At 72.9% G+C, this 14,853-nt stretch carries 10 protein-coding genes and 2 pseudogenes; 5 read left to right on the forward strand and 7 right to left on the reverse strand.

The window, feature by feature from the left end:
• Positions 1 to 5: 5 nt before the first annotated feature.
• Together ABD946_RS27255 and ABD946_RS27260 are read right to left on the reverse strand one after the other, a co-directional pair.
• Positions 6 to 1,212, reverse strand: a pseudogene (locus tag ABD946_RS27255) (RNA polymerase sigma factor).
• A gap of 159 nt (positions 1,213 to 1,371) precedes the next feature.
• Positions 1,372 to 1,746 (reverse strand): YciI family protein, encoded by a 375-nt coding sequence (locus ABD946_RS27260; RefSeq protein WP_345287939.1) that lies wholly within the window; start codon positions 1,744 to 1,746, stop codon positions 1,372 to 1,374.
• A 240-nt stretch (positions 1,747 to 1,986) separates the two neighbouring features.
• Between ABD946_RS27260 and ABD946_RS27265 the strand changes: the two genes are divergently transcribed.
• Positions 1,987 to 3,168 (forward strand): PP2C family protein-serine/threonine phosphatase, encoded by a 1,182-nt coding sequence (locus tag ABD946_RS27265; protein ID WP_345287940.1) that lies wholly within the window; start codon positions 1,987 to 1,989, stop codon positions 3,166 to 3,168.
• A gap of 19 nt (positions 3,169 to 3,187) precedes the next feature.
• On the opposite strand, the gene ABD946_RS27270 is transcribed toward ABD946_RS27265, so the two are convergent.
• A complete protein-coding gene (locus ABD946_RS27270) occupies positions 3,188 to 4,213 on the reverse strand; it encodes an MFS transporter (protein ID WP_345287941.1) in 1,026 nt (341 codons plus the stop codon).
• Complete coding sequence (locus ABD946_RS27275; RefSeq protein ID WP_345287942.1) at positions 4,189 to 4,440, reverse strand: hypothetical protein; 252 nt, start codon at positions 4,438 to 4,440, stop codon at positions 4,189 to 4,191. The genes ABD946_RS27270 and ABD946_RS27275 overlap by 25 nt, the downstream gene beginning before the upstream one ends.
• Before the next feature lie 528 nt (positions 4,441 to 4,968).
• On the opposite strand from ABD946_RS27275, the gene ABD946_RS27280 reads away from it, so the two are divergent.
• Entirely contained in the window at positions 4,969 to 5,160 is a 192-nt protein-coding gene (locus tag ABD946_RS27280) for a hypothetical protein (RefSeq protein WP_345287943.1), read from the forward strand.
• A gap of 112 nt (positions 5,161 to 5,272) precedes the next feature.
• On the opposite strand, the pseudogene ABD946_RS27285 reads toward ABD946_RS27280, so the two are convergent.
• Positions 5,273 to 7,118: pseudogene (locus ABD946_RS27285) on the reverse strand (glycosyl hydrolase family 18 protein).
• Between the two features lie 443 nt (positions 7,119 to 7,561).
• Between ABD946_RS27285 and ABD946_RS42960 the strand changes: the two are divergent.
• The 3 genes from ABD946_RS42960 to ABD946_RS27305 all read left to right on the forward strand — a co-directional run bounded on the left by ABD946_RS42960 (position 7,562) and on the right by ABD946_RS27305 (position 10,165).
• Positions 7,562 to 8,278 carry a DUF4230 domain-containing protein gene (locus ABD946_RS42960; protein ID WP_425558710.1) on the forward strand — a complete coding sequence of 239 codons (717 nt, stop codon included), beginning with the start codon at positions 7,562 to 7,564 and terminating at the stop codon, positions 8,276 to 8,278.
• A gap of 536 nt (positions 8,279 to 8,814) precedes the next feature.
• Positions 8,815 to 9,483, forward strand: a complete 669-nt coding sequence (locus tag ABD946_RS27300; RefSeq protein WP_345287944.1) for a hypothetical protein — start codon at positions 8,815 to 8,817, stop codon at positions 9,481 to 9,483.
• On the forward strand, positions 9,476 to 10,165 hold the full coding sequence (locus ABD946_RS27305) for a class F sortase (RefSeq protein ID WP_345287945.1): 690 nt from the start codon (positions 9,476 to 9,478) through the stop codon (positions 10,163 to 10,165). Before ABD946_RS27300 ends, ABD946_RS27305 begins: the two co-directional genes overlap by 8 nt.
• A gap of 87 nt (positions 10,166 to 10,252) precedes the next feature.
• Here ABD946_RS27305 and ABD946_RS27310 read toward each other — a convergent pair whose 3' ends face one another.
• Positions 10,253 to 10,384, reverse strand: a complete 132-nt coding sequence (locus ABD946_RS27310) for a hypothetical protein (protein WP_345287946.1) — start codon at positions 10,382 to 10,384, stop codon at positions 10,253 to 10,255.
• Positions 10,385 to 10,403: 19 nt separating this feature from the next.
• Positions 10,404 to 14,774 (reverse strand): ricin-type beta-trefoil lectin domain protein, encoded by a 4,371-nt coding sequence (locus tag ABD946_RS27315; RefSeq protein ID WP_345287947.1) that lies wholly within the window; start codon positions 14,772 to 14,774, stop codon positions 10,404 to 10,406.
• Positions 14,775 to 14,853 lie beyond the last annotated feature (79 nt).

Below are 14,853 nucleotides of genomic sequence, written 5' to 3' on the forward strand. Positions count from 1 at the left end.
GCCGGTCAGCCACCCAGCCCGGCCGCGCGGGCGAGGAGGAGCTCGCGTTCGCGGTCGTTGCCGGCCAGGGCGGCGGCGCGTTCGAACTCGGCGCGGGCCTCGGCCGGGCGGTCCAGGCGGGCGAGGAGGTCGCCGCGGACGCTGGGGAGCAGGTGGTAGCTGCGCAGGGCGGGCTCCGCCGCGAGGGCGTCGACCAGGGCGAGGGCCTCGGCGGGGCCGCGGGCGTAGGAGAGGGCGACGGCGCGGTTGAGGCGGACCACGGGGGAGGGGTTGAGGGCTTCCAGACGGGTGTAGAGGCCGGTGATGGTGGCCCAGTCGGTGTCGGCCCAGCGCGGGGCCAGCACGTGGCAGGCGGCGATGGCGGCCTGCAGGGTGTACGGGCCGGCGTCGGGGCGGGTGACGCCCGCGCGGGCCAGGGCCTCGGTGCCGCGCCGGATCAGCAGGCGGTCGAAGCGGCCGCGGTTCTGGTCGGCCAGCAGCACCGGCTCGCCGCCCGGCCCGGTGCGGGCGGGGAGACGGGCGGCCTGGAGTTCCGTCAGGGCGGCCAGGCCGTGCACCTCCGGCTCCTGCGGCATCAGCGCGGCCAGCACCCGGGCCAGCCGCATCGCCTCCTCGCAGAGCGCCGGACGGAGCAGCTCCTCCCCGGCGGTGGCGGCGTAGCCCTCGTTGAAGACCAGGTAGATGACCTCCAGCACCGAGGCCAGCCGTCCGGCCCGGTCCGCGCCGCCCGGCACCTCGAACGGCACCCCCGGCCGCGGCGATGGCCCGCTTGGCCCGGACGATCCGCTGGGCGATCGTCGGTTCGGGCACCAGGAACGCCCGGGCGATCTCGGCCGTGGTCAGGCCGCCGACCAGACGCAGCGTCAGAGCGGCGCGGGCGTCGGCGGAGAGCACCGGGTGGCAGGCGGTGAAGACCAGCCGCAGCAGGTCGTCGTCGATGTCGTCCTGCTCGGCGGGGTCGGGCGGCGGCGGTACGTCCTCCAGACTGCGGCCGACCTCGGCCAACTTGCGGGCGTACACCTCGCGGCGCCGGACCAGGTCGACCGCCCGGTTACGGGCGACGGCGGTCAGCCAGGCACCCGGACGGTCCGGCACGCCGGCCTCGGGCCACTGCTCCAGCGCGGCCACCACGGCGTCCTGGGCCAGTTCCTCGGCGATGCCGACGTCCCGCACCACCCGGGCGACGGTGGCGATGATCCGTGCCGACTCCATCCTGAAGGCGGTCGCGACCGCCGCCGCCACGTCCTGCCGCCCGGCTGCCCCGCTCCGCTCCGTCACGTCCGTCACGGGCACCCATCAGAGCAGCCGCGCGGGGGCGCGGCAAAGCGGCGCGCCCCGGGCCGGTCGTGGGGCGCGCCGCGTGACGAGGGGTCAGGCCCCGGGCGGGGTCGGCATCTCGTCGATCTCGCGGACCTCGGCGCCGACCTCCCAGCTCTCCGGGTGGAGGGAGAGGAAGCGGCGGGTCCACTCCACCGCCTCCGCCTTGTCCCGGCACTGGAAGACGATGTAGCCGCCGACCACCTCCCGGGTCTCGGTGAACGGCCCGTCGGTCAGGCTCAGCCGCCCGCCCGACCAGGCGAGCCGGGTGCCCTCCGAGGTCGGCTTGAGGCCGTTGGTGTCCAGCATCGCCCCGGCCTTGGCGATCTCCTCGAAGAGGGCGCCCATCCGCTGCTCGAAACCGGGGTCGGGCTCGAAGCCCGCGGCCTTCTCCTCGTCGATGCGGATCAGCGTCATGTAGCGGGGCATGGTGTGCTCCTCGGGTCCTCGGTGCGGCGGGGCCGTTCCCCGCCTCTCACCCCTGCGTCGAACGGGGGCGCGGTGGATCGACACGTCCGGGGAAGATTTTTTCGGAGGGGTGCCGAGACCGCCCCCGGGCGGGGCCGGTCGGGCGCGGGGCGTGCGCCGAAGGGGGGCACCGCACGGTCCGTCAGGCATGGCCGGGCGGGCGGCGGGAGATGGTGGGGAGGTGACGGCACCGGACAGCAGGTGACGACCCGGCGCGCCCGGATGGCCCGACGGTGGCTCCGCACGCCCGCCACCGGGGCCGAGGAGCTCCTGGAGGACGAGAACTCCCGGCGGGCCAGGCTCTGGCGCACCGGTCTGCCGCTCGGGGTGATGGCCCTGGTCACCGTGGTCGACCTGGCCACCGGACCCGGCACCATCTTCTACCCCTTCCTGGTGCTCGGCCCCGCGCTGGCCGCCGTCCGCGGCCGCCCGCGCGAGGTGGTGGTGATCGGGCTGGTGGCCCTCCCGCTGCGCTACCTGCTCGGCACCTACGACACGCTCCCCGATCCGACGGACCGGTTCTTCCAGATCAACACCGTGGTCTTCCTGGTCGCGATCGCGCTGAGCACCAACGTGGCCCGCATCCGGCAGCGCCGCGAGAGGCACCTGCGCTCGGTCACCCGGGTCGCGGTCGCCGCCCAGCAGGCCATCCTGCTGCCCGCCCCGGAGCGCCTCGGCGGAGTACGGACGGCCGTGCGCTACTTCGCCCTGGACGACAACGCCGACGTCGGCGGCGACCTCTACTCGGCGGTCGAGACGCCGTACGGGGTGCGGGTGCTGATCGGCGACGTCCAGGGCAAGGGCCTCGGGGCGGTACGGACGGCGGCGGTGGCGCTCGGGGCGTTCCGTCAGGTCGCCCGCACCGAGCCCGAGTTGGACCGGGTCGGCCGGCTGGTCGAGTCCGCCGTCGAACTGGACGGCGACCCGGACCGTTTCGTCACCGCCCTGTTCGTCGAGTTCGGCCCCGACCGGCTCCGGCTGCTCCACCGCGGCCACGAGGCCCCGGTCCTGGTCCACCCCGACGGCACCCTCCGCGCCGTGGAACCGCCCGACCCGGGCCTTCCGCTCGGCCTCGGCACCCTGACGCCCGGGGACCCCGCGCCGCCCTGGCAGCTCCCCTTCGGCCCCGGTGACCTCCTGGTCCTCACCACCGACGGCGTCACCGACAACCGCGACGAGGACGGCCACCCCTACCCCCTGCTCGACCGCCTCCCGCTCCTGCTGCCCGACCACCCCGGCCCGCCCGATCCCACCACCACGGTCGCGGCCCTCGCGACCGACCTCCTCCGCCACGTCGGCCGCGGCCGCTTCACCGACGACGCGCTGATGCTCGCGCTGGCCCGGGACGGGGACTCCGGCGTCCTTCCGGCACCTTCCGGGTGAACCGTCGGTGGGTGTGCGCTCAGACCTCGGCGCCCCGGCGGGCCTCCTCGTCGGTGCCGGTCGGCCGGGGCTCGGTCGGCGTCGCCTCGGCCGGCACCGCCCGCCGGGTGAGGGCGCGGGCGCAGAGCAGGGCGCAGAGGGCGATCACGGCGGCGGTGGTGGCGAAGACCGTGGTCGGGCCCGTGCGGTCGAGCAGGGTGCCGCCGAGGGCGGAGCCGGCGGCGGCACCGAGGTTGAAGGCGGTGTTGATCCAGGCGCCGGCCTCGGTACGGGAGCCGTCGGGGACGAGGCGGTCGACGAGCTGGTAGGAGGTGATCAGCAGGACGTCGGTGCAGGCTCCGGCGAGGAGGAGGGCCAGGCCGGCGGTGGGGGTGGTGTGGAGCAGGACGGGCAGGGCGTAGGCGGCCGAGGCCCCGGCGGCGAGCAGGACCGGACGGTGCGTCAGCGGGCCGGGCCAGCGGCGGCGTCCGTAGACCAGGCCGCCGAGCACGCCGCCGACCGAGAAGAGGGTGCCGAGGACGCCGGTGGCGACCGTGCCCCAGGCGGCCAGGACACCCAGTTCGAAGAGGGACAGGCCCGAGGCGGTGGCCAGCACGACCAGCAGCAGCGGCAGGAAGCCCGGGCGGCGGAGCGGGGTGGTGGAGTCGCCGGTCGACGGACCGGAGGACCGCAGCGGCGTGCCGCGCAGGGCCCGGGCCAGCAGGCCGAAACCGGCCAGCACCAGGACGGCGCCCAGCAGCAGCACGACGGGCGGCGTGACGGCGGCGGCCAGCAGGGCGCCGAGGACCGGTCCGAGGGCGAAGACGGTGGACTCGGCGGCCGTGTCCAGGCTGAGTGCGGCCTGCTGCTGCGCCTCGCCGCGGGCCAACCGGCCCCAGAGCGTGCGCATCAGCGGTCCGACCGGCGGCGGACAGGTGCCGGCCAGGACGGCCAGGCCCAGGGTGAGCGGTACCGGGCCGCCGACCGCGCAGCTGACGCCGACCGCGGTGAGCAGGGCCGCGTAGCAGAGCGCGAACGCCGTCAGGGTGCGCGGGTGACGCTCCACCAGACGGCCCGGTACGGGCCGAGCAGCGCGGTGGCCAGGCCGGACACCGCGGCGGTGGCACCGGCCGAGGTGTAGGAGTGGGTGGCCTGTTGGAGGGCGAGCAGCAGCGGCAGCGGCAGCAGGCCGTAACAGGCCCGGGCCAGCATCGCGGCGGTGAACAGTCGGCGGGCATGGGGCAGTGCGAGGACGGCGCGGAAGGTCGCGTCGCCCCGAGAGGGGCCGGACATGGGAAGACGTCTCCAGACGGGACGGCGCAGCACGTCGGGCTGCGCGCGGGCATGACGGATCGACGGGCCGCCGGGCCCCGTGGCACGGGGAAGCGGGCGGCGCGGGTGCCGGATCTGTCAGTGCGGATCGGGAGACGTACATGGAGCGGGACAGTAGCGATCTTCGGGGCGGCGGGCAACCCCTTCGCCGGAGGCGGAGCCCGTCCTGCCACTTCGCGCGGCGCCCCTGCCCCGGCGGCGGTCCCGTCAGTAGAGTGCGCGCCACCAGCTCCACCCACAGCCGACCGGGGGAAGAAGAATGTCGATGTCCGCAGGAAGACGCCCGCTGGGGGCCCTCGTCGCGGCCGTGGCCGTGCTCGGGACCTCCCTGGTGCTGGCCGCGCCCGCCGAGGCAGCCGGTGGCGGGTGCTACACCCCGCCCACCAACTCCTACGGCTGGAACGTGGGGGTGTGCAGCTCCGACAACGGGGTGACCGTCTCGGGCGACGTCTACGTCAACCAGCGCGCAGCCTGGGCAGTTCCTGCCGGGTGTCGTACGGCCTCTACGACGAGACCGACCAGAAGTACGTGGCGCTGAGCGACAAGTACCAGGCCTGCTACACCGGCCGCCACCCGGCGATCCACGCCACCAAGGTGCCGGGCCACAACTACCGCAACTACGCCGGGGTCGTGGTGGACAACCGGACGGTGTACTACCAGTCCAGCTACGTGACGTGGTGAGCCGCTGAGCCGGTGGGTCGCCGACCGGAACCGCCCGGACCCCGCTGGGGCCCGGGCGGTCGTCCGCCGGTGTCGGCCGGTGTGACCCGGTGTCAGCCGGCGTCGGCGGCCGTCACTGGAGACCGGTGTGGACGGCGTTGGCGAGTTCGCCGGTGGCGGTGTCGCCGCTGAACTCCCAGTAGAAGGCGCCGCGCAGGCCCTGCTGCTTCACCCAGGCCATCTTGGAGTTGATGGTGGCGGGGGTGTCGTAGCTCCACCAGTTGGTGCCGCAGTGGGCGTAGGCGGTGCCGGCGACCGTGCCGGTGGCGGGGCAGGTGTTCTTGAGGACCTTGTAGTCCTCGATGCCCTGCTCGTAGGTGCCGGTGGCGGGGCCGGTGGCGGTGCCGCCCGGGGCGGACTGGGTGACGCCGGTCCAGCCGCGGCCGTAGAAGCCGATGCCGAGGTTGAGCTTGGAGCCGGCGATGCCCTTGCCCTTCAGCTTGGTGATCGCCGCCTCGGAGTTGAAGCCGGCGATCGGGATGCCGGCGTACGAGGTGAGCGGGGAGTGCGGTGCGGTCGGGCCCTTGGCGTCCCACGCGCCGAAGAAGTCGTACGTCATGACGTTGTAGAAGTCGACGTACTGGGCCGCGCCGGCGTAGTCGGACTGGTCGAGCTTGCCCCCGTTGCCGCCGTCGGCGGAGATGGCGGCGGTGACCAGGTTCGAGGAGCCGAAGCGGGCGCGCAGGGCCTGCATGAGGGTGCGGTAGGCGGCGGAGCCGCTGGTGTCGCAGGACAGGCCGCAGGCGTTGGGGTACTCCCAGTCGATGTCGATGCCGTCGAAGACGTCGGCCCACCGGGGGTCCTCGACCAGGCTGTAGCAGGAGTTGGCGAAGGCCGTCGGGTTGGCCGCGGCCTGGCCGAAGCCGCCGGACCAGGTCCAACCGCCGAAGGACCAGAGCACCTTGAGGTTCGGGTACTGCTTCTTCAGCTTGCGCAGCTGGTTGAAGCTGCCGCGCAGGGCGCCGGTGTCCCAGGTGTCGGCGACGCCGTCGACGCTCTGGTCGGCGGTGTAGGCGCGGTCGTAGTCGGCGTAGGCGTCCCCGATGGTGCACTGGCCGTTGGTGACGTTGCCGAAGGCGTAGTTGATGTGGGTGATCTTCGCGGCGGTGCCGGAGGTGACCAGGTTCTTCACCTGGTAGTTGCGCCCGTAGGTGCCCCAGTCGGTGAAGTAGCCGAGCTTGACCGGGCCGCCCGGGTCGACCACGCCACCCGTGGTGGTCACCGAGACGGCGCCGGAGGCGGGGCCGGTCTGGTCCGCGGTGTCGCGGGCGACGACGGTGTAGGTGTAGGTGGTGCCCTTGGTGAGGCCGGAGTCGGTGTAGCTGCTGCCGGTGACGGTGGCGACCTTGGCGCCGCCCCGGTAGACGTCGTAGTTCTTGACGCCGTTGTCGTCGGTGGCCGGGGCCCAGCTGAGGGTGAGGCCGGTGTCGGCGACGTTGCCCGCGGTGGGGGTGCCGGGGGCGCCGGGCGGGTTGTCGGTGGGCGTGGTGCCGCCGTCGCAGCTGCCGCCGTTGAGCTTGCAGCCGCTGGGAGCGCCGGAGCCGGTGCCGATGAAGCCGAAGCTGACGCTGGCGCCCGGGGCGAGGGTGCCGTTCCACCCCTTGTTCCTGCCCGTCCAGTGGGTGCCCGCGCTGGTCACGTCCGCGTCCCAGGACGAGCTGAGGGCGGTGCCGGCCGGGTAGTCCCACTCGACCGTCCAGCTGCTGAGCGTGGTGGAACCGGTGTTGCTGATCGTCCACTTGCCCTCGAAAACCGGTGCCCCAGTCCGAGGTCTTGGTGTACGTCGCGGTCGCCGAGCCGGCCGCCTGGGCCGGGGCGGCCTGGGCGACGATGCCGGTGACCGGCAGGGCGAGCGCCGCGAGGATCGCGGCGGCCCGCTTGAGCCGTGGCCTTCTGGCGTGGGGGAGTGCTGTGCTCAAGGAGTGCTCCTCCGTCAGTCCGTGGCAGCCCGTAGGGGAGGCTGCCGGAAGGGGACGCACCTGTGCCGTCTGTGAGCCAGCCGGTCGGGGGCAACCGCTCACCACAGTCGTCACCGGGAGGTTAGAAAGGTCTGGACCATTCAGTCAATGGGCGTCCGGAAAAGCGGCGCGCGGGCAGGGGTGGAATGCCGGATCTGCCCACCAGAACCTCGAAATCCGATTGCCGGAGTCGCTGGATCAGCGCAGGTCAAGTGAGGTTCACCGTAAGGTGATTGATCATTTCGCGGAGAATTTCGGGTGGGGGCGAAGTGTAAGGAAAGCTTCCTTCCAGTGGCAGGTCTGGACCACTTCAGCGGATCGGTGCGTGGCGACAAGTGGCCGTTCCGCAAAGGTTGTTGACGATCGGTCTGCTTGAACCCCCGGGCCCCGGGTACCCGCAGACCATGACTCCGTCCGGCCGCATACGCGCCAAGTCCCGTACCGATGAGGAACCTTCGCCCCGCGAGGGGCGCCGCCGCGGGCTGCCCTGGTACCTGAGCCTGCCCGTCACCCTGGCCGTGATCGTCGCGCTGTTCCTCGCCGGGGTGCAGGGCGGGATCTTCCCCAGCCTGCCGAACCCCTTCGAGCGCAAGACGGTCGACCGCAGCCAGCCGGTGCTGCTGCAGTCGATCCAGCAGATGAAGCGCTTCACCGGAGCCCAGGGCAACTTCCAGGTGATCGTGGACCTCGACCACGAGGCCGCCTTCCTGCCCTCCCAGATCCTCGGCAACCGCACGCTCTACGTCGCGGCCGGTTCGGTGGACGCCTACGTCGACCTCGGCGGGCTCGGCGCGGACTCGGTCGCCGTCTCCGAGGACCGCCGGAGCGTGACGGTGAAGGTCCCGCACGCCCAACTCGCCCCGCCCGCCGTGGACGTGAAGCGCTCCTACGTCTACCTCCAGCAGCGCGGGTTCTTCGACCGGATCGGCGACTTCTTCAGCGGCAAACCCCGGCAACCAGCACCAGGTCGAGCAGCTCGCCGTGCAGAAGATCGAGCAGGCGGCCAAGGAGACCGAGCTGACCCGGCAGGCCGAGGACAGCACCCGGGAGATGCTGGGAGGCCTGCTGCGTTCCACGGGCTTCACCAACGTGACGGTCACCGTGGTCTGACGGCCCGGTAGGCCGGCCCGGCCACCGAGGGGTGGCCGGGGGCGGAGTGGGTCCGGGCAGGCGGGGCGGACGGCGGCGGAGAGGACAGCCGAGCAGATCCGGGCGGCGCGACCTGGTGGGCCTGTGGCACGGACTGGTCCGGCTGCCGGACGGCACCCTGGCGGACCGGCTGCGGACCAGGGCGCTCGACCTCGGCATCGCGGTGGCCCGGCCGGGCGGTTGAGGGTGAACGGGGCGCACGCGGGGGCACGTGGGGCGCACCGCGCGCAGGGCTCCCGGACGAGCTGAGCCGAAGGGGTTGAGGGGCCCCTCCAGCCGGGTGTTGATCATCGGGCAGCCGGTGGAGCCGGGTTTAGCGTGCGGGCCGATTTCACAACCATTGCGTAATTGTTCGCGCAGGAGCCGAGTGTGACCTCCGGTCAGCTCGGCTTCGGCTGTGAAAGGAGCCGGTTTGATGGCGAAGCTCGCTATGGGACTAGCGGGTGCCGCAGTAACGGCAGCATTCCTGGGAACGGGTGCTCCGGCATTCGCCGCGCCACGGGACGGAATGCCGCCCGGTTGGTGCGCGGTCCACCCGGTCCGGTGCGGGGAGACCCCGAAGCCCCAGCAGCCGAAGGCGGTCCCCGCCGCCCCGGCGAAGGACACCCCGGCCACAGACACCCCGGCCAAGGGGGCCGTGGCGCCCGAGAACGTGGACGACCCCGCCGATCCTGGTGACCCCGCGGATCCGGCGGCCCCCGGCGATCCGGAGGACCCCGGCCTCGGCGGCGGTCATCCCGCCCTCGGCGGCGGTCACCCAGCGCTCGCGTCACCCGCGCCGATGACCGTCGATCCGCCCGTCACCCACCCGGGCGGCACGGTGCAGATCAACACCGGCACCGACTGCCCCGGCACCACCGTCACCTCGCCGGTGCTCCCCGACCCCGTGCAGCTCCCGCCGGGCGGCACCGGAGGGCAGCTCACCGTCCCGGTCGGCGCGGCCCCGGGCACCTACCCCGTCACCGCCACCTGCCAAGGCCATCCGGTCGCGGTCGGCACCGTCACCGTCGCGGACCCGGCGGCCCCCGCCGCCGGCGGCGGCTTCAAGGACGGGAGGGGGCGGCCGGAGCCCGGCCTGGCCGGGTACGGGGCGCTCGCGCTGACCGGCGGGGCGGCCGGGACGGCCGTGGTGCGGCTCGTCAGGCGGCGGCGGGGCCGCGCCGCGAACGGTGCCTGACGGGTGGTCACGCCGCGTCCGACCGGCCACGGCGGCCCTGTCCGGGGCCCTGCTGCTGGTCTCGCTGATCGGAGCCGTCCGCGACGCGGGCCGCGCCGCGAGCACGTCCCCGCCCGCTCCCCGGGCGGCGGCCGTGCCGCGACCGGTCGGCTCCCTGACGGCCCCTCAGCAGACGGGCGCGGGCTCCGAGCACCGGGCCCCGCCCGCCGGCCACGCCCCGCTCGCCCCGTCCACGCCGATCCGGCTCACCATCGCCGCGATCGGCGTGGCGGCCCCGCTGCTGGCCCTCGGTTCGGACGACAAAGGGCGTCCGGAGCTGCCGCCGTACTCGATGCCGGGCACGGCGGGCTGGCTGCGGGACTCCGCGACCCCGGGTGCCCAGGGCGCCGCGGTGGTGGCCGGGCACGTGGACACCCTCGACGGGCCGGCCGTGTTCTGGGCGCTGTCCACCGTGAAGGCGGGGGCCACCGTCGAGGTCGCGCGGCTGGACGGCAGCACGGCGGTGTTCACCGTGGACGAGGTCCGCACCTTCCCCCGGAAGTCCTTTCCGAACGCGCTGGTCTACGGCCCGACCCAGGCCGCGGAACTGCGCGTCATCACCTGCGGCGGACGATTCGACCGGGCCGAACGTGAATACACCAGTAATGTCATCCTTTTCGCCCATCTGACGGACGCTCATTGAGTCGGCGCCGAAATGGACGACGGCCGAATGCCCCGGCCCGAGAAATCCGGACCGGGGCATTCGGCCGTCCTGCGGACGGTCGTTACGTCAGCACTTCTCCTCCGGACCGTCCTCCGGCTTGCGGAAGAGGCTCCGGACCCCGGACACGTCGTTCGCCCAGAACAGCAGCGACACGAGGGCCCGGCCGAGTGCGATCAGGCCGGAGACGACGATGTCCACGGTGCTGCTCCCTTCGAGGTCAGCCGGTGCACCAGTCGCCCCGGTACCCGGTGTAGCGGCGGCACACGCTGTCCTTCTGGCTCTCGGTCAAGGACGAGTTGTAGTCCTGGACGTAGCTGTAGTTGTCGTAGTACTTCTTGCCCCAGTAGATGGCCTCCGGAATCCCGCTGAAGGTCTTCGCGCAGCCCCAGAGGCTGAACAGGGTCGCCGTGCAGGTGGCCCAGGACTGGGCCGGGTTCCGCAGGATCCCGAAGGCCCACTTGGCCTTGCGGACCGGGTTGATGACCGCGGTGATGGTGCGGATCCCGTAGAACCAGTGCCGGACGTTCGGGTTGCGGCTCATGCGCCCGACCTTGCTGTCCGAGACCCAGTTCCTGGCGTCCCGGTAGGTGGACTTGGCCTTGCTCTTGAGCTTGCTCGCCGCGTTCTTGGCGAACTGCTTCGGGTCCCAGTACCCCCAGTCCATCCGGCCGTCGAGGTCGTAGCGGCCGAGCGGGTCACCACTGACGTAGTCGTAGGAGTTGGAGTTGCCGCCGTAGACCGGGTCGACGGAGAGGAAGCGGCCGTTGACCGTGTCGTAGAGGCGGACGCCCATCAGGACGTTGCCGTCCAGGGCCTGGGAGGACCGCTGCTTCCCGCCGAGCCAGCCGTAGCGGGCCTCGGCCTGCCCGGCCGCCGCGACGCCGAACTCGTCGAAGGAGAGCACCTGCGGAGCGGTCAGCGCCGGATCGGTGGCCACCACCACGCTGCCGAACAGGTCGGTCAGCTGGAGCCGGACGGCTCCGGTGCTGGTGATCGTGGCGGCGAGATCGCCGTCCGGGCCGGAGGCGTTGCGGGTCCAGGCACCGGTGGTGGTGTCCTCGACGATCCAGCGGGGCTCGTCGTCACCGGCGCCGTAGTGGTTGAGCCGGGACGCGGTGGTGGCCCAACTGCCGTCCCCCTGCTTCTTGCTGACCGTGGAGCCGGAGAGCCGGCCCGCCGGGTCGAGGGTGAGCACCTGACGGGTGTCGGCGGTCTCCTGGGAGGCGACCAGGTCGTTGGTCCAGAAGCCGTTGAGGGTGCCGCTCGCGGTCCGGGTGGTCCGGCCGAAGGCGTCGTACCGGTAACCGGCGTCGGTGATCCGGTCCGCGCTGTCGTAGGTGTGGTTCTCGGTGACCGGGGCGGCCGTGCTGCAGCCACCGTTGGCGGCGGCGGGCGAGGTGGACTTGGCGGTCCGGTTGTAGTGCACGTCGTAGCTGTAACCACGGGTGGTGCAACCGGCGTTGCCGGTGGTCTGCTCGGCCTTGGTCAGCCGGCCGAGGCGGTCGTAGGCGTAGGACTTCACCGAGGTGGAGTCGCTGTCCTTGGTGACCTGCCCCCGGGTGGTGACCTCGCGGCTCTGCGACCAGACCACGGCGCCGTCCGAACTACGGGTGTAGGTACGGCCGGTGGTCTCGCCGGAGGCGTTGCGGACGTCCTTGCGGACGATGCCGCCCGGGTAGGACTGCTCCACCAGCTGGCCGTCCGGACCGTAGGTGGCGGTGAACTCGCCCGCCACGCTGTCGGTCACCGAAGTGACCATCCCCCGGGGCTCCTTGACCCGGTCGTAGGTGAGGGTGACCGAGCCCGACGGGTCGGTGACCTTCACCGGCTTGCCGTAGGCGTCGTACTGGCTCGTGGTGGTGGCACCCTCGCCGTCCGTGTACGAGATCTCCCGGCCCAGCTGGTCGACCACCCGGACGACGGACTTGCCGCCGGCCGTGGTCTTCACCACGGCGCCGGTGGCGGGGTCGTACTCGGTGACGGTCTTCGGGACCGCCTGGCCCTCGCCGCCGGTGATCTCGACCGAGAGCTGCCGCTCGGCCGCGTCGCGGACGGTCGTGGTGGTGCGGGTCTTGCCCGCGTTGGTCTCGGTGATCTCCTCGGGGTTGCCGAAGCGCGAGTACCGGGTGATCCGCTTCACCGGGAGGGTGGTCGGCATCCGCGCCGAGTCCGCCCCGGTGATCGCGGCGCCCGGGCCGCTGGTGCAGAGCAGGCCCGCCCACTCGGGACGGCCGCCGCAGGCCGCGTCCGCGGCGTTCGTGCCGGCGGTCCAGTGGACCGACTTCACGGTGCTGGCCTCGGCCGCCTGTCCGGTGCCGGGGACGCGCAGCTCCTCGGCCCGGCCCTTGTCGTCGAAGCGGGTCGTGGTGGTGAGCGCGGCCCCGGTCGCGTCGAGGGTGACGCTCGTCGGCTTCTTCAGGGTCCAGCCGGCGGTGCCGCCGAGCGGGGTGTCGTAGCCGTTCCGGGTGACCCGCAGGTCCGCGTCGGTGGCGTAGCCGTCGATCCGGACGCCGGTGCCGGCGGTGGTGACCAGGTGGTAGGCCCGGCCGTCGGGCTTGCCCTCGTCGTAGGTGTTGGTGGTGTGGTCCCGGGCGAGCACCGAAGTGCCCACCGGGAGGGTCGGGTTGACGGTGGTCTTGGTCAGGGTGAAGGTGTCGAACCCGGCGTGGAAGCGCTCGCCGGTGGAGGCGGTGTTGGTGCCGGTCACCAGCATCTTGAGCGAGTGGTCACCGCGGGTCAGGTGGATCGGCGCACCGGTGGTGAACGGCGCCACCGCCGGGGTCGCGGAGTACTCGTCGATCGGCGAGCCGAGGTCGGTGCCGTCGATCGACAGCTGCACGATGCCGTGGTCGTTGTACCGGGTGAGCTGGCCGCTGAGGACGTAGTCGCCCTCCTCGGGGACGCTCACCCGCACGGTGTCCTCGGCGCCGGCCGCGGTGCCGCGCAGGCTCAGCTGCGCACCACCGGACCAGGTGAGGCCGCAGCAGTCGGCGTCCATCTTCAGCGGGTGGTTGGCACCCAGCTGGGGCAGCGTCTCCGCCTCCGAGGTGACGGTGACCGGGTTGGTCTGCCCCGCCAGCGCCTCGGACAGCGCCACCCGGCGCACCGGGCCGAGCGTCTCGACGACGTCCAGACCGTCGGCGGTGTACGTGGTGCGGGAGTCGAGCAGTCGCGCCCGGTCGGCCGAGGAGGCCGGCAGGCCGAGCTCGCTGACGAACTTCGCCGTGTCGGGGTGGGTGCCGAGGGCGATCGAGCGGTTGGTGGCGTCCAGCGTGCGGACCGTGTGCCCGAAGCGGTCGTGCTCGGTGGTGTTGATGTCCCCCTTGACGGCGACGGACGGGGTCGCGGCGTTCACCTCGTCACCCGAGGCGTTGAGGTAGCGGACGTTGGCCGCCTTGTACCCGTCCTTCCCGGGGACGGTGGAGGAGGCGGTGTGGGTGGTGGAGGTGTCCTCGGGGCCGAAGACGGCCGTCGCGTCGGTCGGCGCGTCGGTCTGGCCCCACTGGGCGACGTCGGCACCGGCCATGTCGTACGGACCGCCGGCGGCCCGGGTCAGCGGCACGGAGTAGACCAGCTTGGTGGCGATCTCACCGCTGACCTGGCTCTTGGAGCCGGGCACCAGCGAGTTCCGACGGACCTTCAGCAGGTGGCCCGGGTCCTGGTCGGAGCCGGCCGGCCCGTAGTCGAAGGACCAGGGCAGCTCACCGGCGGGCGCGAGCTGGGTGGCCCGGCCCGAACTGTCGTAGGTGTAGGTGGTCTTGAGCGGGGTCGCCAGGCGCGGGTCCCAGACCTGTGCCAGCCGGCCCTTGTCGTCGTAGAGGTAGTGCGCGACCTCGACGGCCTCCTGCTGGGAGGTGGCCGGGTTCCAGGACCAGGACTTCACCGAGCGGACCCGGTCGGTGTAGTCGCCGGGGGTGCCGGCCACGGCCGTGGTGCTGGTCGCGTAGTCGTAGTCGAGCACGTCGCAGCCGCGCGGCAGCGGGGTGACGGTGCAGTGGTTGAGGTCGTCGACCCCGGGCTCGACGGGAGCGATCACGCGCTTGGGGAGCGCGCGGCCGTCGGTGACGTCGTACAGGTACTGGGTGGTGGAGGCGTTCGCGGGACCGGTCTCGCTGGCCACCTGGTGGACGTCGGAGCCGGGCTGGCGGGTGAAGACCGTGGTGGAGCCGTCCAGGTCGGTCAGGGTGTAGACGGTGCCGTTGGTCTGGACGTCCCAGAGCTGCCAGGAGCCGCCCCAGCAGGTCCAGATGGTGCCGCCGAGGTTGGCGTCCAGGCACTTGCCGGACTGGCCGTTGACCAGCGACTTGTTGGCCTGCAGGCGCCACTGCTGGTTCGGGCTGCCCGAACCGCAGGACCACAGCACCATCCGGGTGTTGTCGGCGGTGGCGCCCCACGGGTTGTCGAGGCAGTAGCCCATCACCTTCAGGGACAGGTCGTCCCCGTAGGTCCACTGCTGGTTGGGAGCACCGGTGCAGGGCGCGTACTGCGGGTTCACGCCGTTGCCCGGAGCGCCGTTCGGCACCTCCAGGCACTGCCCGAAGGAGGTGACCAGCGGGCCCGAGGTGGCGGTGGACGCCTTGAGGCTCAACGACTCCGCACCCGGCTCGGCGAAGAAGCTGCCGTCGTTGGCCTTGGCGAAGGTCAGCGAGGAGTCGTCCGCGCGCTTG

This window comes from Kitasatospora albolonga (assembly GCF_039535905.1).
In the GTDB taxonomy this organism is placed as follows: Bacteria; Actinomycetota; Actinomycetes; order Streptomycetales; family Streptomycetaceae; genus Kitasatospora; species Kitasatospora albolonga.